The organism is Dyadobacter soli, from assembly GCF_900101885.1.
Lineage (GTDB): Bacteria > Bacteroidota > Bacteroidia > Cytophagales > Spirosomataceae > Dyadobacter > Dyadobacter soli.
The window spans coordinates 273,917-294,908 of sequence record NZ_FNAN01000004.1; the positions used below are offsets into that span (position 1 = coordinate 273,917).

The 20,992-nt window shown below is 50.9% G+C and carries 16 protein-coding genes and 1 tRNA gene; 9 read left to right on the forward strand and 8 right to left on the reverse strand.

What is annotated here, in order from left to right; translation table 11 throughout:
• Positions 1-10 precede the first annotated feature (10 nt).
• A complete protein-coding gene (locus tag BLQ88_RS07760) occupies positions 11-538 on the forward strand; it encodes an acyl-CoA thioesterase (RefSeq protein WP_090148185.1) in 528 nt (175 codons plus the stop codon).
• Here BLQ88_RS07760 and BLQ88_RS07765 read toward each other — a convergent pair.
• A complete protein-coding gene (locus BLQ88_RS07765; RefSeq protein WP_090148187.1) occupies positions 528-5,147 on the reverse strand; it encodes a translocation/assembly module TamB domain-containing protein in 4,620 nt (1,539 codons plus the stop codon). The two genes, BLQ88_RS07760 and BLQ88_RS07765, sit on opposite strands and share 11 nt — an antisense overlap.
• A 69-nt stretch (positions 5,148-5,216) precedes the next feature.
• On the opposite strand from BLQ88_RS07765, the gene tsaD reads away from it, so the two are divergent.
• Genes tsaD through BLQ88_RS07785 form a run of 4 tightly spaced genes read left to right on the forward strand, consistent with a single transcriptional unit; the run spans position 5,217 to position 10,019 of the window.
• Positions 5,217-6,215 carry a tRNA (adenosine(37)-N6)-threonylcarbamoyltransferase complex transferase subunit TsaD gene (tsaD, locus tag BLQ88_RS07770; RefSeq protein ID WP_176884934.1) on the forward strand — a complete coding sequence of 333 codons (999 nt, stop codon included), beginning with the start codon at positions 5,217-5,219 and terminating at the stop codon, positions 6,213-6,215.
• 26 nt (positions 6,216-6,241) lie between these two features.
• Complete coding sequence (locus BLQ88_RS07775) at positions 6,242-7,873, forward strand: T9SS type A sorting domain-containing protein (RefSeq protein WP_090148190.1); 1,632 nt, start codon at positions 6,242-6,244, stop codon at positions 7,871-7,873.
• Positions 7,870-9,213, forward strand: a complete 1,344-nt coding sequence (locus BLQ88_RS07780; protein ID WP_143016807.1) for an IPT/TIG domain-containing protein — start codon at positions 7,870-7,872, stop codon at positions 9,211-9,213. Before BLQ88_RS07775 ends, BLQ88_RS07780 begins: the two co-directional genes overlap by 4 nt.
• Before the next feature lie 2 nt (positions 9,214-9,215).
• A complete protein-coding gene (locus BLQ88_RS07785) occupies positions 9,216-10,019 on the forward strand; it encodes an MOSC domain-containing protein (protein WP_176884936.1) in 804 nt (267 codons plus the stop codon).
• A gap of 95 nt (positions 10,020-10,114) precedes the next feature.
• On the opposite strand, the gene lpxA is transcribed toward BLQ88_RS07785, so the two are convergent.
• From lpxA to BLQ88_RS07805, 4 genes are all read right to left on the reverse strand, one after another.
• On the reverse strand, positions 10,115-10,927 hold the full coding sequence (gene lpxA, locus BLQ88_RS07790) for an acyl-ACP--UDP-N-acetylglucosamine O-acyltransferase (protein WP_090148193.1): 813 nt from the start codon (positions 10,925-10,927) through the stop codon (positions 10,115-10,117).
• The gene (locus BLQ88_RS07795; RefSeq protein ID WP_090148197.1) at positions 10,924-12,315 is read right to left on the reverse strand and encodes a bifunctional UDP-3-O-[3-hydroxymyristoyl] N-acetylglucosamine deacetylase/3-hydroxyacyl-ACP dehydratase; all 1,392 of its coding nucleotides are present in this window, start codon (positions 12,313-12,315) and stop codon (positions 10,924-10,926) included. Before BLQ88_RS07795 ends, lpxA begins: the two co-directional genes overlap by 4 nt.
• Positions 12,316-12,362: 47 nt before the next feature.
• Positions 12,363-13,403 (reverse strand): UDP-3-O-(3-hydroxymyristoyl)glucosamine N-acyltransferase, encoded by a 1,041-nt coding sequence (gene lpxD, locus BLQ88_RS07800; protein WP_090148198.1) that lies wholly within the window; start codon positions 13,401-13,403, stop codon positions 12,363-12,365.
• Positions 13,404-13,484: 81 nt separating this feature from the next.
• On the reverse strand, positions 13,485-14,717 hold the full coding sequence (locus BLQ88_RS07805) for an HD domain-containing protein (RefSeq protein WP_229212616.1): 1,233 nt from the start codon (positions 14,715-14,717) through the stop codon (positions 13,485-13,487).
• Positions 14,718-14,903: 186 nt separating this feature from the next.
• Here BLQ88_RS07805 and BLQ88_RS07810 point away from each other — a divergent pair.
• The 3 genes from BLQ88_RS07810 (at position 14,904) to BLQ88_RS07820 (ending at position 17,387) form a co-directional block, all read left to right on the forward strand.
• Positions 14,904-14,977, forward strand: a tRNA-Ile gene (locus BLQ88_RS07810).
• A gap of 233 nt (positions 14,978-15,210) precedes the next feature.
• Positions 15,211-16,254 carry an acyltransferase family protein gene (locus BLQ88_RS07815; protein ID WP_090148201.1) on the forward strand — a complete coding sequence of 348 codons (1,044 nt, stop codon included), beginning with the start codon at positions 15,211-15,213 and terminating at the stop codon, positions 16,252-16,254.
• Between the two features lie 56 nt (positions 16,255-16,310).
• Positions 16,311-17,387 carry a glycosyltransferase family 4 protein gene (locus tag BLQ88_RS07820; protein ID WP_090148203.1) on the forward strand — a complete coding sequence of 359 codons (1,077 nt, stop codon included), beginning with the start codon at positions 16,311-16,313 and terminating at the stop codon, positions 17,385-17,387.
• Between the two features lie 34 nt (positions 17,388-17,421).
• On the opposite strand, the gene BLQ88_RS07825 is transcribed toward BLQ88_RS07820, so the two are convergent.
• The 3 genes from BLQ88_RS07825 to BLQ88_RS07835 form a co-directional block, all read right to left on the reverse strand.
• On the reverse strand, positions 17,422-18,828 hold the full coding sequence (locus BLQ88_RS07825; protein ID WP_090148204.1) for a tail fiber domain-containing protein: 1,407 nt from the start codon (positions 18,826-18,828) through the stop codon (positions 17,422-17,424).
• Between the two features lie 142 nt (positions 18,829-18,970).
• On the reverse strand, positions 18,971-19,198 hold the full coding sequence (locus tag BLQ88_RS07830) for a hypothetical protein (RefSeq protein ID WP_090148206.1): 228 nt from the start codon (positions 19,196-19,198) through the stop codon (positions 18,971-18,973).
• A 43-nt stretch (positions 19,199-19,241) separates the two neighbouring features.
• Positions 19,242-20,414, reverse strand: a complete 1,173-nt coding sequence (locus tag BLQ88_RS07835; RefSeq protein ID WP_090148207.1) for a glucuronyl esterase domain-containing protein — start codon at positions 20,412-20,414, stop codon at positions 19,242-19,244.
• A gap of 192 nt (positions 20,415-20,606) precedes the next feature.
• On the opposite strand from BLQ88_RS07835, the gene BLQ88_RS07840 reads away from it, so the two are divergent.
• Positions 20,607-20,945, forward strand: a complete 339-nt coding sequence (locus BLQ88_RS07840; protein WP_143016808.1) for a hypothetical protein — start codon at positions 20,607-20,609, stop codon at positions 20,943-20,945.
• Positions 20,946-20,992: the final 47 nt, after the last annotated feature.

A 20,992-nucleotide genomic window follows, 5' to 3' on the forward strand; every position in this document is an offset into this window, starting at 1 on the left:
ACTCAAAACCATGCTGTTTACTGCCAAACTATCCGACATGCCCGTCGAGGCGGAATCGAGGGTGATCATCCGCTTCCAGGATTGCGATCCGCTGATGCATTTGAACAACTCCAAATATTTCGATTACTTCTTCAATGCGCGGGAGGACCAGGTTTCCAAGCTATATGGTTTCAGTTTCGAAGCGATGTTCCGCGAGCTGCGCACGAGCTGGGTCGTGTACCAGCACCAGATCTCCTATGTGCGCCCGGCGCGCATCAGCGAGTGGGTGCGCATTACGTCGCGCGTGATCTACTTCAACGAAGACACGATGGTGACCGAGTATTTCATGACCAACGACCTCCGTACCGAGCTCAAAACCGTGCTTTGGACCACTTCCAAGCATATCAGCATTGCCTCGGGCCAGCGCGTGCCGCATCCGAAAGAAGTGCAGGATTACCTCAATGCAACCTGCGTGCCCGGCCTCGATTTCCCGCACCTGCATTTCAACGACCGCATTCACGCGATCAAGCAGGAACTGGCAGCGGGCGCTAGTGCGTAGCTTGTTTTTCTGAAATCAATTTCCCCGTCGTGTCCTGCGGCGCATTCTGCCGGGCGCCACTCCTGGTCGAATCGGGCAGGAAAGGAATCCGTACACCCGGCTTCGGGGCGCGGGTGAAGCGGTTGAAGCTGTGGGTGAACTGCATACTTACGCCGCCGGTCGTGAAGGTACCGGTGTTGAACATGAGGTTGTTCTGAATGTTCCGGTTATAGGCTTTCACCCGCACCGAACCTCTGGCATTGAGCCAATATTCCAATGTCCATTCGCCGAGCAATGTGGCGGCATCGTATTGTGAAGCGCCGGTCTGCGATTGCGTACCGGACGTAAAGCGGCCGTCGCGCGTGACGCGGAAGCGGTCGTTCAGGAAGCGGTACGAGAAGCGGAGTTGCAGGTTATTCAAAGCATTCTGATCCAGAGACAGGCCCGAAACCCCCACTTCCAGGTTTTCATTGATCCCCGAAGCCCAGCGGCTGATCTGGTTGGATACCAACTCGCTGATGCTGCTTCCCAGGAAGTTCTGGCTACCGACTGTCGCCAGGCTGCTTTCGGGCAGCAGCTGGTTCACCACCAAAAGACTACTCACCTGCCGGCTCAGCTCCTGCTCGTCAGATTTCAGTTTGTTCTGAAATGCTTCCAACTGGCCGCGGTACGGGCTCAGCGACGGGTTATCCAGGATTTTAAGGTCGTACCGGATGGTAGGCGACATGAGCCGTTCGGATAAACCAATGGTCACTTCCACGGGATATCTTCTCGACAATGCATCCCCGCTGGTGGTTCCGAGATTGCTCGTATTCGGCAGCACGCCCAGTAGCGATACCATCTGCGTATACCCGGCTTTCACATCCAGCTGCGCACCGTAGGGATCTCCCGCCCAGATGATCCGGCTACCCGGTTTGATATTGAATTTCTTGTTGATGACATTCTGCAATGTAAAGTTGTACTCGCCCTTCTCGATCTCGTAAGTCCCGGCCATGGTGAAATCGCCCCGTGTATCGATGTTCAGGTTGAGACGCCCGCTGCCGTTGCCGCGCAGCACGTCGCCGGTTTGCCGGTCGAAGATAATCTCGCAAGTCGCATCGGGGGTAAGGTTGAAATTGAAATCCATCTTAATGCCGCCGGCGATCTGGCTCCGGGCCACGGAATCGGTACGAACGCCGGTTGTACTGTCGACCGGCGCCATTTTACTTACAAACTGGATATAGTCCTGCGTTACCACCTCGGTAGCACCATCCAGCGGAATGTGAATGCGCGTGCCCTTATTACTGGTCACATTGGCCTCGATATTCAGCTTGTCGATCGGGCCGTAGACTGCCACGGGGCCGGTAACATAGGCCGTGCCGTAGAACATGTCATTGTCCTTCGCAATGGTGTTCAGAATTTTGAAATTGCGAAGGTCGGCATTGAACCCGAGGGAAAAATACTTAAACCCGTCATGAAAAACCCCGCCGCGCAATGTCGCCGTATTGCCATCGGAGTCGGTGACGAGAATGTTGTTGCCCGTGATCTCGCTTTCGGTAAAGTTGATTTTATCGCTGAATGTAAACACCGATTGCAGGTAATCAAACTTCATCCGGCCCTTGTCGACAGTGAGCGATCCCTCCAAAACCGGCGCATCCACCACGCCGCGGATCGACACCACGCCCTGCGCCGTGCCGCTGATATCCGACACGAGGCCCTCGGCAAATGGTTCGAGCGCCTTGAAATCGGCCTGGTTGAAAATGGCTTTCAGATTCAGCGTATTCGTTTCGAGTTTCGGGCGGTAGGAGCCTACGAGGCTGAAAACCCGGCGCGCATTCTTGTTAAGCTGTGCGTCGATCTGCAACTCGCTAGTCGTCTGGTCCCAGTCACCGGTACCGAGCAGATTACCGAATTCGTATTGCCCGTAACCCAAACCTTCGATCGCGAAATTCGCGTCGAGGATGACACTGTTGTAAATATCCTTCACCTTGGCCGAGCCGTCCATAATACCCGACAGCCGGGTGTTGAAAACCGGGTTCAAGCTGGCCAGTTTGAAGTTTTTAATATCCAGCAAAAGGCTCTTATCCGGATCTTCCGACGCCGTTCCGCTGAGGAAAATACGCTGTTTCCCACTCACCAGGCCCAGATTCGACATCGTAATGTCGTTACCCACGATCGAAATCAGGCTTTCCGAAGGCACATTCCATTCCTCGTCGAGCAGGTTAAGTTTTGAGTTTTTAAAACCAATATCCAAACCAGCCGGCAGGAAGCGTATTTCTCCCGCCAGATTGGCCTTGTTAGTACTTTTGACCTGATGCACCGCCCCGTTGAAATCGATATGGTCCACATCCCAGGTACCTTCGAGCTCCATTTTCTCTGTGGGTACCATCCTGCTGATCTGCTGCTTGTCGGAAGTCACGAGAATGGACGCGAGTACTTCGGCGCTGTTCACGAATTTCGAAGTGGTAACGTCCACCTCCGCTTTCATAAACTGGTTTTTACCATAACTCACGGTATCCGACACCGCATTGAAAGTGAGTACGGCAGTATTGTCCATTTTAAAAATCCCTTCCGCTTTGGCACCGCGTGAGATGTAAATGTCCGGGCTGAGGAATGCGAGGAACCGCGACAAGTTGTGCGTTTGCACCGCATAGTCGATCTGATACCTCCGAGAGAGCATTTTCAAAGGCTTTCTTGCGTAATATTCATTCCTGCTGGCCTCGTTTTCGAAGAAGTACAATTTATATTCTTCCAAAACCTGGCTCACGTCTTTCCAGGCCTGTGTAGGGAGGAAGTTACCCTCCACTTTTGCGGTCAGGAACTCGCTATCGACCTGCAAACTGCGCTTGCCGAGGTGGTTGCGGGAAGAAAATTCGAGCGTATCCACCACGAGATTGCGCTCTTTGTTGGTCATAACGAGGTAGGTATCGAGCAACCGGGCGTCGCCTACGAGCTCGTCGACGGTGTTACCCGTTACATTCACATTCAGTTGCGTACGAAGAGTAATAGGGTCCTCACTGAAACCGAGTTCTTTCAGATTGGCCTTTTCGATTAACCCTCTCACATCGAACATATTCTGCTGCTTGGAAAGGTCGAACTCTCCGTCGAGGCTCACCGCCAGGTTGCTGTCGCGGGCGCTCACGAGGCCATTGAAATACTGGTTTTGCAGATTGCCTTTCAAGCGAATGTTTTTGTAATCGTAATTCCGGAAACCGACCCGGTGCACGATCGCATTCATATCCGCGGACGCCACCGAAAGCTCCAAACCTTTGCCGTACACTTTCCCGTCGAAATCCAGCTCTTGCCAGTTGTCTTCATCTTCCAGCAGCGTACCAAGCCCGAAAGACGACGTTTTCACTTCCCCGGAATAGGTAGTCGTTTTTGAATCAGCAATGTGGAAAACAAGGTCGCCCGAGAGCTCGCCCAGCTCCGACGATGCCGACGCATTCACCGCGAAATCCTCCAATGTGCCCTTGAATGTACCGTCCAGCACGGTATAACCGAATTTTTGCAGATCCGGGTGCATGTCCCATTCAGGATAGTACTGCACAAGATCCGTCGGGTCGACTTTCGAGGCAGACAACCGGATGTCCATCAGCACGCCTTCGATCGTTGGAAGCCCTTTGAAACCGATATCGCCTACGAGGCGGCTGTCTTTGCCAAAACGCAGATCAGTATTGGAGACCATAAAATCATCCACCTTCCCGTTGAAGTCGCCCGATATGAGCCAGGTTTCATCCAAAGCATCGATATAACTCGAAAACAACCCCAGGTCGCGCGAATCTACCCGGCTGCCTACAAGGTGGCCTTTCATGCGGATCTTATGGTTAAAATCGCCCAGCTCGCCCGACCGGTTGTAGTAGAATATGACTTCGTTCTTCAAATGCGAGTTACCGATGTGCGCATCGAGCTCTTTCAGCTCCATTTTCTTCTGACAAAAAAGGAATTTCGTATCGAGGTCGTGCATTTCCAGGCCGGTCTGCTTATCGACCGTTTTCAGGTTTTTGGCACGAAATGCAATGGTATCTCCCTGAACAAGGAAATCGCTGAGCTCGCCGTAGAGGTGTTTCAGGCTGAAATGCGAGTAATCGAACACCCTCGCTCCGCGGTCGCGCGGCTGGCGGGGATCGTCGTAACCGAAAGTACCGTCGATAACCTTCGCTTTGCCGATGATGAAAGGCGTATTGTTTTCGGGCGCATTGGGCGGCCGGGGCACGGCAGGGGCAGTAAGTTCATTAATGCGTGCAATGAACCCGTCGATGTTGAGATCGCCCGATTTGGGGACAATTACCAGATGTACATTCGGCTGGAATACATTGACTTCGTCGAGAAATATCTCCTTCGCAGAGTCGCGGATGATGTTGTTTACATTCAGGTTCACATCCAGCCGACCGACGTCGATCATATCCGCGCCCGAAGTATCCTTCACCGAAACGCCTTCCAGCGACACGACGTCGAACCATTTGATATTGACCTTTTCGATGGTGATCGGGTAGCCGAGTTTACCGGAAATATCGGCCGTGAGGTAGCCTACGGCCCATGTTTGCACCGAAGGGAGCTGTAATGCGGTGGTAGCAATCCCAAGCGCCAGGAGCACGAAGATGACAACCACGATCAGACCATTACCAAGCGCCTTCAGGAATTTTAACATATATAGCTTCGCAGCGGGATACTGCTTATCTTATTGTTAATGCTTAATTTTGCGAATATTTTCCACAGTATGAATATCCTCGCAATTGAATCGTCGTGCGACGAAACCTCCGCAGCTGTTATAACAAACGGGAATATCCGCTCCAATGTTGTCGCTACGCAACTGATCCACACGCAGTATGGCGGCGTCGTCCCCGAGCTCGCTTCGCGGGCGCATCAGCAACACATTCTGCCTGTGGTGGACAAAGCATTGAATGACGCAAAAATAGCAAAAAAAGACCTGGATGCCATTGCTTTTACCAAAGGACCGGGTTTGCTGGGCGCTTTGCTGGTAGGTACCTCGTTCGCCAAATCGATGGCGCTCGGGCTGGACATTCCGCTGATCGAGATCAACCACATGCAGGCGCACGTGCTGGCGCATTTCATCGATAACCCGAAACCGGCATTCCCTTTCCTGTGCCTCACCGTGAGCGGCGGGCATACGCAGATCGTGAAAGTGACGGGCCCGCTGGACATGGAAATCATCGGCGAAACGCGCGACGACGCCGTGGGAGAGGCTTTTGACAAAACGGCCAAGCTCCTCGATCTGCCTTATCCCGGCGGTCCGCTGATCGACAAATATGCCGCGCAGGGTGATCCGCAGGCTTATCCTTTTCCACTTCCCGAAATACCGGGGCTTGACTTCTCATTCAGCGGGATCAAGACCTCATTCCTGTATTTCCTTCAAAAACAGGTACGCCAAAACCCGGATTTTATCAAAGAAAATATAGCCGACATTTGCGCCAGCATTCAGTTTACATTGATTGATATTCTATTAAAAAAACTGAAAAAGGCTTCGCGCGAGACTGGCATTAAAGAAATCGCCATCGCCGGTGGTGTTTCCGCTAACTCGGGATTGCGCAAATCCTTGCAGGAACTCGGCCAGCAGCTGGGCTGGAATGTGTATATTCCTGCTTTCGAGTACTGTACCGATAATGCGGCCATGATCGCCATCGCGGCGCATTACAAGTTCGAAGCGGGCGAGTTCTGCGACCAGACGGTCAGCCCGCTTGCACGAATGGAATTTTGAAATACTGAAACCCTAAACAGGATTGTATGAAGTACTTTTGCCTGAGCATTCTTTTTCTTTCAATCCTTTCGGCTGCTACCGGCCCGCTTTTTGCGCAGGCACGGGTGCTCCGCGAAGACCTGTCGATCAAACCTTTATTCCGCATTGAAGGTACTGATACACAGACCAGGATCGCCTATGATGCTTCGGACAAATCGTTTTACACCATAGCCTGGAACGGTGACCTGTTTCATATGACGAGCAATAATGCCGGAAGCTACAATATTGAAAGGCTGGCGTCGGCGCAGGATCACGGCATCAACTACATGCAGGGACTTGCCTTGTACGACGGCAGTGTTTATCTGGCTGGTAATGTCGTAATTGCGCAAGGCGTTTCAGGTTACGGAAAAGCCGTGAAAGCCAAACTGACCGGTAACAAGCTGGTTTGGACCGAGGTATTTAAAACCGCGGAACATGCTTCCTCCAAAACACTTTTCGACCACGCATTCAGCGCCATCTGCTTTTCACCCGACGGCAAGGATATGTACATTGCCAGCGGCTCCCGCACCGATCACGGCGAAGTGAAGGACAATGAGGGCCGATACCCCGGCCTCCGCGAAGTGGCATTGACCGCCTGCATTTTTAAAATACCCGCCAATACCGAAAACCTGCAATTGCCCAACGATTCGGCCGCGCTCGCGCCTTACGTGCACGTACGCGGCGTGCGCAATGCATTCAGCCTCGCATTCGCAGCCAATGGCGATTTGTTCAGTGTCGAGAACTCCGGCGACCGCGACGATCCGGAGGAAATGAACTGGATCAGGCCCGGCGCGCATTACGGGTTTCCGTGGGAAATGGGCGGCAACGATACGCCTATGCAATTTGCAGGATATAAGCCGGATGACGACAAGCTGATTAACCGCAATTATACCGCTTACCAGATCGGCGCATTTCACGACGACAAACAGTATCCCAAAAAGCCGCAGAACCTGACATTCCGCAAACCGATCCGCAATGCCGGCCCCGACGCCGACATGTACCGCGATGCCGCTACGGGCAAGGTGATGGACGCCAGCGAAAGCGGCACGACGATCGGTACTTTCACCGCACACCGGTCGCCGCTGGGGCTGGTATTTGATATCAAATCTGAATTTGGAGGTGAATACCAGGGCAAAGGCTTTGTACTGAACTTCCAGGAAGGCTCCGCTACCTACGGGCCGATGCAAGATCCGGGGCAGGACCTCCTTATGCTGGACTTGAAGAAGAACCCGGCCGGCGATGATTATACATTGAATGCCCACAGCATTGCCATCGATTTTTTCCAGCCTACCGATGCAGAGATTGTGGATAACAAGCTCTATATTCTCGAAGGCCAGGGGCAGATCTGGGAGATTACTTTTCCAAAAGCAGAAGTGGTGACCGGTACCGAACCAGCGCAGAAACCATTTAGCATTTACCCCAATCCGATCCGCGGCCAAATGCAGATTGAAGGGCCATTAACCCAACAGAATGTACAAATGACCGTTACCGATATGACAGGCCGCGCGCTGATCCGTGAAGTACGACGAGTGAATGGCAAAACAGAGCTGGATGTTTCCAAACTTCCGGCAGGCGCGTATCTGCTTCAAGTAGAGTCTCAAAAGCAACAGGTTACCACCCGATTTATCGTCAACCCGTGAGAAAATTCGTACTATTTGCATTAACGATCGTTTCGGCGATCTGGTGGTCGTGCGGCGGCGATTCGCCTTCACCTACTCCGCCCGTGACCGGCGGCAACGAGGCGCCCGAACTGAGCAGCTTTTCGCCGCTTACAGGCAAGAAAGGCACTGTTATTAAAATTCAGGGAAAACATTTCGGCAGCGATGCTTCGAAAGTTTCACTGGGAATCAATGGGTTGAAAGCAACGGTTAATGCGGTCACTGATACCGAAATAACGGCTGTTGTACCCGACAAATGCGGACTTGGGAAGCTGGTACTTGCGGTGAATGGCAAGCAAGTCACTTCTGCCGCGGCCTTCCGCTACCTGTATACCGCAACTACGAGCTATTTCTCCGGCAGCGGGAACGTGGACGGTGGCTATAAGGATGGGCCTGCTCAGCAATCGGATTTCAGGACATTGTACAACATCGCCATGGACAGCCAGGGCATCATGTTCGCCGCCGATCTCGGCAACTGTTTGATAAGACGTATCGATACGGATGGAAGCACTTCTACCTTAGCAGGCGCCGGAACGCAGGCTGGTTTCAAGGACGGCAAAGGTGATCAGGCAAGAATGTCTTACCCGATCGGTATCGAACTCGCGCAGGATGGGTCCATTTACGTGGCCGACCATAAAAACAACGCGATCAGGAGGGTATTTTCCGATGGAACGCTGGTTACCGTAGCCGGTGACTCGGCCAAACCGGGTGCTGCGGATGGTGGCCTGGCCTCCGCCCAATTTAGTGAGCCGTATGGCGTGAAACTCGACAAAGCAGGTGTTCTATGGATTTGTGATGCCAAAAACGGCCTGATCCGGAAGCTTTCCGACAGCCAGGTCTCCACATTCGCGGGCAGTACACCGGGTTATGCCGATGGAAAGTTGCGGGATGCGAAGTTTTATATGCCCGTCTACCTCAATTTCGACCAAAGCGGCAACATTTACGTCGCCGACAAACATAATCATTGCATCCGCAAAATCACCGCCGACGGCACGGTGACCACCTTCGCCGGCACACCTACCAAAAACGGCTTCCGCGACGGAGAGGCAGCGCAGGCGATATTCGACCAGCCGTGCAATATCCAGATCGACAAACTGGGTAATTTGTATGTCAATGATTTGTGGAACCACTGCATACGCCTCGTGTACCCGGATGGGTACGTGACCACGCTCGCGGGTAAGGGCGGGACGCTGGGATACAAGGAGGGGCTGGGCGAAAATGCACTTTTCCACCATCCGCAGGGGTGCGTTTTGGACAAAGACGGAAATCTTTTTGTTACCGATTCATATAACCAACGTATACGCAAGCTGACCGTCGAATAAACATGGCCATGACATTGTCAGAAATCTGGGTCTATCCCGTAAAATCCCTCGGCGGGATCAGGCTCACCAACGCATTAACCGAAGAAAGAGGACTCCGCTACGATCGTCGCTGGATGATCATCGATGAAGAAAATGTGTTCATCACCCAGCGGGTGCATCAAAAAATGGCATTGATAGACGTCGCATTGCTGGACGAGGGCCTGAAAATATTCCTGCGTACCGATCCGGACGATTTTGTACTCGTGCCTTACCAGCCCGCGACCGCGAGGCCTGTCACAGTAAAGGTGTGGGATGATACCGCGGAAGCGCTCACCGTATCCGACGAAGCCGATGCGTGGCTTAGCCGCCATCTCGCTCTCAATGTCCGGCTGGTAACCATGCCCGATTCTACCGAAAGAAAGGCCGATCCGCGTTACGCCCAGCATGATGAGAATGTAAGCTTCGCCGACGGCTTCCCTTACCTCGTCATTTCGCAAGCCTCGCTCGACGATCTGAACAGCCGGCTCGCCGAACCGATCGAAATGCGCCGTTTCCGGCCGAATTTCGTCATCAGCGGCACCGAGCCGTTTGCGGAAGACGGATGGAAGCAGATTACCATTGGCAACCTCCATTTTGAAGTGGTAAAACCCTGCGCACGCTGCGTACTCACGACCATTAATCCAGATACAGCAGAAAAAGGCGCAGAACCGCTCAAAACGCTGGCTACTTACCGGCGCAATGGCAACAAGATATTATTCGGGCAAAATGTGACGGCACAGGATTTTGGAGAATTGAAAGTAGGCGACCCGCTGACAGTCCTTGAATAGCAAAAAGCTCCGTTGGGATCAGTCCACAGCGGAGCTTTTTGCATTATAACTTGAAAACCACAAAACTTACAGCTTATTGCTTATAGCATATTACCCTACGACTGGGCCTCTGTTTCGCTTGCACCGGTGGTCTGGAAAGGGCTTTTCATAATACCCCGCTCCGAGTTGCGGATGAAGTTGATGATTTCGTCGCGCTCGTCCGAAGGCGGCATTTCCAGCTCGATCTTCTGCAACGCTTCTGCATTATTGAGACCCTTCATGTACACGTAACGGTAAATATTCTGGATTTCAATGATTTGCTCATTGGTATAACCTCTTCTACGCAATCCCACGGAGTTGATACCTACATACGAAATCGGCTCGCGGGCGGCTTTCGTAAATGGGGGAACATCCTTCCGTACAAGCGAAGCGCCCGATACGAATGCGTGGATGCCGATCTTCACAAACTGGTGTACCGCGCTCAATGCACTCACAATAGCCCAGTCGCCCACGTGGACGTGACCTGCCATTTGCACATTGTTGCCGATAATCACATTGTTTCCAACCCGGCAGTCGTGCGCTACGTGTGCGTAGGCCATAATGAGACAATCGGAGCCTACAACGGTTTTCCAATGCTCTTCGGTACCGCGGCTGATCGTCGCGTATTCGCGGATCGTGGTATTGTCGCCGACGACGGTCAGTGTGTATTCATTGTTGTATTTCAAATCCTGGGGTGTAGCCGAAACTACCGCACCGGGATAAATCTTACAGTTCTTACCTATTCTCGCTCCTGAATTAATTACAGCGTGCGAACCGATCCATGAACCCTCGCCGATTTCAACATCGCCGTGGATCATTGCGAAAGGTTCAATGGCTACATTCTGAGCGATCTTGGCGTCAGGATGGATATATGCTAATGATTGAGTCATTTTTTCTTTACCAAGCTTGCTATCATATCCGCTTCACACACCAGCTGTCCGGCTACGTATCCCCGGCCACTCATTTTGACGATCCCCCTCTTCATCGGAGAAGTGAATTCACATTTAAAAATAACGGTATCCCCCGGGAAAACATTACGACGGAACCGGCATGCGTCGATCCCGATGAGGTACGGCCAGTAATTGTCCGGATCGGGAACGCTGGAAAGGACCAGGATTCCGCCCGTTTGCGCCATGGCTTCCAATTGCAAGACGCCAGGCATTACCGGGTTACCCGGAAAGTGTCCGAGAAAAAATTGTTCGTTGATCGTCACATTCTTCACACCTACCACGCTGTTTTCGTCCAATGCGATGATTTTGTCGATCATCTGGAACGGATAGCGGTGCGCCAAAAGCTGGCCTATCTGGTTGATATCGAATACAGGCGCCTTATTAGGATCGTATTGCGGAATATCCCCTTTGCCCGATTTAATCAGTTTCTTAATTTTTTTAGCCAAAGCCACATTCGCCGCGTGTCCGGGGCGTGCGGCAAGGATTTGCGCTTTAATCGGCCGGCCTACCAGTGCAAGGTCCCCAATGAGGTCGAGCAGCTTATGGCGCGCCATTTCATTGGAATAATGCAGGTCTACATTATTAAGGATACCTTTTGACTTATCCACACTCACCTTCGGCTTGTTCAAAAGCTGCGACAGATGATCGAGTTCGCCATCCTGCACCTCGCGGTCCACGATCACGATGGCATTTGTAAGGTCACCGCCTTTGATCAGGTTTTGCTTATATAATGCTTCCAGCTCGTGCAGGAACACAAATGTGCGGCAGGATGCGATATCGTCTTTGAAAAGGGTAATATCATTCAAGGAAGCATGCTGGCTGCTGATTACGGTCGAGTTGTAATCCACCATCACCGTCAGGCGATAGTCCGAAAGCGGCAATGCCACCAATTCGGTATCCTTGTCCTTATTCTTGTAATGTACGTATTCAGGTACCTCAAAATAGTTGCGGTAAGCATTTTGCTCCTCGATGCCTGCGTCCAGCAATGCATCTACGAACTTGATCGAGCTGCCGTCCATGATCGGTGGCTCGGGGCCGTCGAGCTGGATCAGCACATTATCGATCTGCAAACCTACCAGCGCGGCAAGTGTGTGTTCAACCGTATGGATCCGCGCGCCGTTCTGCTCGATGGTGGTGCCGCGGGAAAGATCCACCACATTATCAACATCTGCATCAACAATGGGCTGGTCGGGTAAATCAACACGTTGAAACTTGTATCCGTGGTTGGCTGGCGCCGGCACGAATGTCATCGTAGCGACAACACCGGTATGTAAACCCACTCCTGTTACGGATACAGACTTAGAAATGGTTTGTTGTTTTTCGTTCATTATATCTTTTTCCTTTTCTAAATAAGGCGCTTCCGGATGGCCCGTATTTACTGAAAATCAGACGTTTCCTGCTTGCGTTCCAGGTCTTTCAGTCGTTCTTCCAGCTCAGGCAGCCTTCGCACCAGTGCCATGGACCGTAAATGTTCGTTCAGGTCCCTGGCCGGGGAGCCCGACAGCGACAGGCCTTCCTTTTTAATGGATTTGCCCAGGCCGCTTTGTGCCCCGATCTTGGTATTATTTGCTACCGTAATGTGCCCTACCAAACCCACCTGACCGGCAATGATGCATTGCTCGCCAACGGTGGTGGAACCGGATACTCCCGACTGGGCCGCAATTACGGTATTTTTTCCAATCTCTACATTATGTGCGATCTGAACCAGGTTATCTATTTTCGCTCCCTGACGGATAATCGTGGAACCCATCGTCGCACAGTCGATCGTGGCGTTGGAACCAATGCTCACATTATCCTCGATGATCACATTTCCGAGCTGCGGGATCGTTTTATAGCTGCCATCGGCCTGCGGAGCGAAACCGAAGCCGTCGCTGCCGATCACCGTGTTCGCAAAAATCACCACATTCTTGCCGATTACCGTGTTGTCGTAAATTCTCACGCCAGGATGGATCACCGAATAGTCGCCCACCTCTACCCCGTCGCCGATCCAGGCCTGCGGGTAAATCTTCACTTCCTTGCCAATGATGCAATTCTTTCCAATGTAGGAAAATGCGCCCCGGTAGCAGTCCTCGCCCGTCTGGCTGTTTTCACCGATGAAACTGGGCTGCTCCACGCCCGACTTGCGGCCGGCGATGCGTTTCTGGTATTCTTCCAGCAGGATTGTGAAGGCGGTGTAGGCATTATCGACGTAGATCAACGTCGCGGAAATAGCCTTTTTAGGCGTAAAATCTTTATTGACAATTACTGCCGAAGACTGTGTGGAGTAGATATAATGCTCATATTTGCTGTTGGCCAGAAAAGATATACAACCCGGCAGGCCCTCTTCAATTTTTGCAGCCGAATCAATTGTAATCTGATCATTTCCAACAACAGTTCCATTCAGCATCTGAGCAATCTCGCTGACAGTAAATTTCATATTTTATCGGCTAATTTCGGGTAATAGTATTCGAGTACGTTGTAAATTTTATTAATTCGGCTAGTCTTTTTAGGGGCCTGATTAACCACGCAAAGATACATTTTTACCCCAACATACATAGTACTTGCGTACAATCTTAGTCAGGGCCTCGATGGTCGGAATGTCGGATGCATCGGCGATATCCAGCAAATTCCCTCTTTTCATTTTCACGCGGATCGGGTCCTGCTCTTTCTCATAGGCCCAATTCGTAGTTTCGCCGGTGATCAGGAAATATCTCATATCCGTTTCGGAAATGCCCCTCGCCGTCAGCCGTTCCCGCAGCGGCGCCAGTACCTCTTCGCCCGGTGGCTCATCGAAAAAGGTGATTTTAAACAGGTTTCTATCCAGCAGCATCTGGCACAAAGTCGACAAAACAGGGTCTTTATGAGTTTTCCAGCCTTTTACTGATGCCCATACGTCGTTATCGTCCAATCCGTTGAATGCGGTCAGCAAGTCGGGCTGGTTGTAGAAATCTTCGAGCGTGAAGCGGTTGTTTAAGAACAATGCGAAATCGGGCGTGGCGAAAAGGTGCTCTCCCGCTGCCGCCAGTTCGCGGGCGCGGTGCATGATCTGCGTGAGCATTGCCTGCGCACTCAGGAGCGTCTTATGCAGGTACACCTGCCAGTACATAAGCCTGCGCGCATGCAGGAAGTTTTCGATACTTAAAAGCCCTTTCTCCTCCACCACCAGCTGGTCATGGCTGATATCCAGCATTTTAATCAACCTGTCGGCACCGATAGAACCTTCGATCACGCCTGTATAAAAGCTGTCGCGGTTCAGGTAATCCATCCGGTCCATATCCAGCTGGCTGGAAATCATCTGATGGTAAAACCTGCGCGGGTATGTTCCTTCGAACATTTGGATCGCAATATCGAGCCGGCCATTCAAATGGCGGTTGAGGTCCTTCATCATCGCCAGCGTGATCGCTTCATGCGGCACGCCGGGGATCACGACACTTTCCAAAACGTGGGAAAACGGCCCGTGGCCGAGGTCGTGCAGCAGAATAGCGGCCTGTGCGCCTTCCATTTCGGGCTCCCAGATCAAATGTCCTTTCTCCTGCAAGGTCCGCAACGCCTGGCTCATGAGGTGCATGGCGCCGAGCGCGTGGTGAAAACGTGTGTGCAATGCACCTGGGTAAACGATATCGGCCAGGCCTAGCTGCCTGATCCGCCGGAGCCGCTGAAAGTAAGGATGATCTACCAGATCGTAGAGCAGATCCGAAGCGATGGAGATAAACCCGTAAACCGGATCGTTGATGATTTTCCTTTTATTCAAAACCAGTTTTTTGGCAAAAGTAATAAACAACCAACGGACAAAAGAAGCTAATCTTATGGTATTCGTTTGGAGATTTGAACCGATTCGCTAATTTTGCAACCCGAACAAGGCATTGGAAAGCAGAGGATGCCGCTGAAAGTTTTTCGACAAAATCCTGGCAACCAGCACATTCCAAGTAGTATTGACGGGCCTATAGCTCATTCGGTTAGAGCAACTGACTCATAATCAGTAGGTGCCTGGTTCGATTCCAGGTGGGCCCACTTGAAAATCAAGGACTTAGATTAAAAATCTAAGTCCTTTTTCTTTGCCCAAAATAGCCTTCAAGATGGAAATTTAAGGATACTCGTCGTTGTGGGCTTAATATTATCATAACACACTATATTTGCGTTATCGTCAACTCCTCTGTTATATTCAATATCTTTGCCGCGAGACATTGGAACGGCAACCTGTCGGTTGTATAAAATTCCCGGTTTCAAAATTTTTACAGTAAACTATGCTACGAAGTATTCAGGTACTGCGCGCGCTGGCTGCATTATTAGTTGTATTTGCTCATTTTGAATATACCGAGCCCGCTGTGGGTCGTTTTGGAGTCGATATTTTCTTTGTAATCAGTGGCTTTATCATGGCCCACATTGTGAATAAATCTCCCGAGGACTTCCTGTACCGACGGATCATTCGCATTGTGCCGCTTTATTACTTAATGACACTTTTTACGACCGGATTGTACCTGTTCAAGCCGTCCTGGTTCCGGAACGTGGTCTTAACGCCAACTGCTCTCATTAAGTCACTGCTATTCATCCCCTACCATATTAAGGACAGCGGCCCTATCCTCACGCTGGGTTGGACGTTGAACTATGAGATGTTTTTTTACCTGTCCATTGCTGTCTTTATTTTCATTTTTGGGAATAAAAAGGGAATGATCGCTTGCCTTATAGGATTGTCGCTTTTCGTACTGGTCTCGTCCTTCGTCACCTGGAACAGCTATGTGGTACGCTACTGGGGCAGCACAATGATCATGGAGTTTGTGGGCGGCGCAATCCTGTATTATTTCTGGAAGCACTTTCTCTCGTCCGCAGGCCAGTCAGTCAGAAATGTGTTGGCCGTGGTAGGATTTGCAGCATTGGGCTTCCTAATGTATGCTGAGTACAAGTATGGCCTTTCAACGCTGCGTTTCTTGCTAATTGGCGGGCCTTCTCTCCTGGTTGCATGTGGCTTTTTGAGCCTGGAAAACCGGATCAATCCCCAAAATAAAATACATTCGACGATGGTATTGCTGGGAGACTCCAGTTATGCCATGTACCTCCTTCACCCATTTGTCATTTACGCATTCCTGCGATTGGTATATGTGCGCCTTAATTTGCACGGGCCCGTATTTGATTTCCTGGGCCTGGTTTTTTCTCTCGCTCTGGTTTGCCTGCTAAGTGTCGCATTGCATAAATGGTTTGAAAAGCCGATGGTTAGCTTGCTCAAGTCTATACTGGACAAGCAATTTGCTTTCGCTAAAAAATTGACGAAGAGCAGATTAAGATCATTTTGACTCTTGCTGATTTTTAGCGGCTTTCTTTTTGAATTTGATGTTTGGATTAGTACCCTATGTCTAGTATCGTATTTTTTATTAACAATATTTCGTCGGTTGGTGGAACGGAACGGATATTTTTGGGCATCATCAACGAACTTGCCAAAAGAAATCATAGTATTCATCTGCTAGGCCTCAAGGGAGATCCGGGCAACATTTTCTTTCCTTTGGAGCCGAATGTAGCGGTAACCGGCTTGCGGATAGATGATAAAAAGGGCTTTGCAAAAGCCCTGTATGCACAACGGAAGATCCGGCAGCTGGTCAAAAGCAACCACATCGACACGTTTGTGACCATTGAGTCGAACCTGGCGGTGCATTCTGTTCCTTCGCTTGCCTTTACCGGTGTTCGCCATGTGGTGTGGGAGGCATTCAATTTCAAAGTAAATCTGGGCAGAACATCCAGATCTTTGGCCCGACAACTCTCACTTTGCTTTGCCGACACGATTGTGACCCAAACGGCCCGCGATATAAAATTCTGGGAACAGGGCGCATGGTACCGCAATGCAAAGCTCGCTCACATTTCAAACCCGATGTTCCTGGAAGAACAGAAAGTGAGTGAAAACCCATCTAAAACGGTTATATCTGTTGGAAGGCTTAATTATCAGAAAGGTTTTGACCTGTTGATAGATACCTGGAACCAATTGCCGGAGCCACTTCGGAAAGAATGGAAATTGCTCATAATCGGCGACGGAAAAGACAGACCGGCTCTTGAGAAGAAAATTTCAGACCTGGGCATCGGAGAGTCAATAGAGCTTGTTGGTGCTACCAAGGCTGTTTTTAAGTATTTCGAAAAAGCCTCTATCTATTGCCTGAGCTCCCGGTTCGAGGGACTGCCGATGGTACTTCTGGAAGCGCTGGCATTCCACCTGCCGATTGTCGCCTTCGATTGCGATACGGGGCCCGAAGAACTGATCGAAGACGGCCAAAACGGCATTCTGGTGGAAGCGGAAAATGTAAGCAAGTTGGCAAAGTCATTGGCTACTTTGATGGAAGACGATAGCCTTCGTGCGCGTATGAGAAGCTACAAGTCACAAAGGCTTCCCTTGCTCGAACAAGATCTTATAATAACACAATGGGATCAGATACTGAGTTAAGCGACCATGCACCTTATTCTGGTTTGAAAACCATTCAGGGCTGCGCATATTCAAGCAATTTCACCCTCGATTCCAGGGCCTGGTTCACTTGTTTCACCGCCTGATAATCCGTTTGAAGCGCCTTGAATGCTTCGATAAGGTGGGGTATCAACCCGATGTAGTTGACCGATTTATAGCCGTTGCCGTCGGTTTCCACCAATTCCGGCAATAATTTTTCTACTTCCTGGGCTATCAGCCCCGTCTGCAATCCCTTCTGGCGATCGTTGCTTTTCCAGTGATAATTGTAGCCTGTTATACCCATCAACTTAGCCCTGCTTTCTGGCAGGGCAACCAAATCCTTTTTCAGACGGTAATCCGAATTTTGTGTCAGCGTCCCGCCCAGCGTGGCATTCCCGTTGGCATGCACATAAAAGCGCCACGCATCGCCGATGTAAAAGCCTACCTGATTATCATTCACCATCCCTATGAAAGCTGCCGGGCCAATGTTGTAATCGTCGGTTTGCGTGCCGTCCAAAAACAATCCGGCCGTATTACCGCTTGTGTGCTTGATGCGCTGCCTGCCATTTATATCCAGAATGTATCCGGGATATAATACGCCGACGCCGACGTTACCTTTTCTTAAAACGGTAATCGCATTGCGCCGGTCGTTTTCACCCGAGCCATTACCCAACTGGAATATCCGATCATTAGCGTCTGTGGAATTACTGGGAAACCCGTCACCATTGTTGAATGCTCCCAAGGTGACAGAATAGTGGTTTTTTGAGCTAACTCCGTGTCCAAGAGCAATAGCGTCTGATACAAGTGCTTCTGCACTTCGGCCGATAGCTACTGATCCCGAACCGACAGCTCTCGTATTTTTTCCTAAACCAATCGAGTAGGAGCCGATTTCAGCCACATTCCAGGCATCATTGGTTATTTCACCCGCTCTAAACGCACCTAACCTCGGGTACCAGATCAACCGGGTGCCCGGCGAGGGAACGTCGGTCAGCATACCGCCCTGACCAACCACCCCGGTTTGCACCACCGGCTGGTCGTTTTGCCAGGATGTCGCCTCCTTCGCATGCAATGCATACGGAACGCTCAGAAGCTGGCTCGTACCGGCATCGGCGAACGCATTGCCGCCTGCGGGATCTATTTCTACTTGCAGAAAGTATTTGTCATTAGCCCATTTAATGCTGGAAAATTCACCCGAAACAGGATTTCCCTCTCCTACCACGGCGGCGAACACACCGCTCGAACCGGTTGTGGCAGATTGCACTTCCTGATACTGGATCGGGCCGCCTGCATTAGTTTGTCGGACGGTAAACCGGATACCGACTGCCTGACTGGGAATTACTTTACCCGATGCGTCACGCGCGACGCCCTGGAAACTGAGCCCCTGAGGCGATTGGGACATTGCTGAAAAAGATAACAGCAGAATGAGGGAGAGAAAGATTTTCATAGCAACATAGTTTATGAAGGTTGTTATAACCCTTCCAGGTCGTTGCTAAATATATTCTCATCGATAGTCTATCCCGGCATTCGATGAACAAGTGGCAGGTACGAGATATTTTAAGGCAAAATAAATTCGGCTACCAGCTCCCTCAAAGTATCACCATAATGTCCGGATTCGGCCGGTCCTTCTTGTCAAGGTATTCCCAGGACACAATGTCTTCTTCCGGGTAAATGTTGCCCGTATCTTCCGGGCCTTCGTCGCCAATGGCTTCGATAAATGCCTTTGATGCTTTCTTGTAGGTACCTTCGCGGGGCACGCCATTCATGTCAGTGAATAAAACCAGCGATTGGTCCTCGGGGAGCTTTCTATCTTTCATTATGGTCGTTTTTCGCTTTAATGCTAAAATTTTATGCCCCGGCTTAAAACTTCCGGGCGAACCGGATAAAATTCCCCCAGTCGTACGCGGTCATATTGTGCTCTCCCTCACGGTTGTGGTAGCCGAAATGCGAACCTATAACCGGCTTGTCGATCCCCGGCGGGTCTTTGGGTAATCCGGACTTGATATTGTACAATGCATAAACCGGCTCGGCGGCTTTCAATGCCAGAAAAGTGCCTTTGGGATCGGCCCAGAGGTCTTTGGAAGCATTGGTTGCATATACAGGCCGGGGCGCGACGAGCGCGATGAGCATATGCTGGTCTACCGGCAGGGCATTTTCCTTATCGTTGTATTTTTTGTAATTGTTATTAAACCAATGTGGAAAAGTGGTATTGATACGGGTGATCCGCTCGCCAAACTGCCGCCGCGCCAGTGCAGCACCGGTATTCCCCGAGCAATTGGTAACACATGCCGCGAAACGCCGATCCTGCGCGGCTGCCCAGAGTGACGTCTTGCCGCCACGCGAATGTCCTACCACTATGACTTTTTTGGAATCTATATCCCTGTCCGTCTCGAAATAATCCATCACACGGCTCGCGCCCCATGCCCATGCGCCGATGGCCTTCATGCCGTTATCCTTTTTCAATTGCTCGGGGTAAAGCTTTTGCAAAACGCCGGTCGCATAAGTATCCTTGTCGTCGGGCGCGAGGTCGCTTACGTGGAATGCCGCGATGGCAAAACCGCTGTCTATCAGCATTTCAGCCGGCCAGAACTCACTCTTTTTAGCCCTTGTAGGGTCGGTATTTTCTTTACCGCGATTGTTAATCAGTAAAAAAACGGGCACGGGCTTCTTTGCCTGCGTAGGCACAAAAAGCACCACGTTGATCTGCACCGAATTGCCTTTCCTGAAAACCGTGACACCTACCTGCTTCAAAACCGCCTTACCGTCCATTTCCGGGCGGTCGTCTTCCGTCAATGCGTAGCGGATACTGTCGTAATCGGTCGGCATTTGTCCGTAGACATGGTCTTCGAACAGTTTCAGCACTTCCGGCCTTCTCAGCTTCTCCCATTTTTCCTCATTACGGATCACCTTTCCCGACGATGTTTTCAGTACATCCGGCAGCGTGTAATGCGGCACTTTCGCTTCATCGTAGTTTTGGGCGAACACCGGGCAACAGGTAATCAGCAGCACGCAGAAAAGCGCTATTCGTTTCATGAGAAGTAATTAGGTATCCGTTTCAAAATAAAACCCTCAAATATCTGCTATTTACTGAGAAAGTGTACGTTAATCGACTTCCGCAATTTTTTTTTCAAGACCTACCCAACCTCTGAGCCTTTCCCCGCAGTTTATTTTATTGACAGGTGGCCACCTGATTTTTTATTTCTTAAATTTTAAACACTGATGGTCATGAGAACAGAAAAATGGCTGGTATCCTGCATTGCATTGCTGCTGATCCAGCTGGTCGCCTGTGAACGGGGAAAAATGGAAGAGAATGCGCCTGCGCCGGTTTCGGCCAGGACGGGGGCGGATAGCGCGAAGCTGGACAGTATTCCCTGGGATACGATCAGGACGGACAGTAGTGGGAAGGATAGTATTTGGAAAGACACCATTTGGCGGGACAGCATTCCTCAGGACACGATCGTCAGGGATACCACCATCGCGGATAGCTCTTTCTCGGACACCCTGGGAGCCAGGCAGCGGTCTGCTATTCCGCGTGCGCTGGCACGTCTCAAAACTATTCATTAAGCAGGTCTGGCAGGAAAACCCTTTTGAACAACTTTCAGCCAACGACA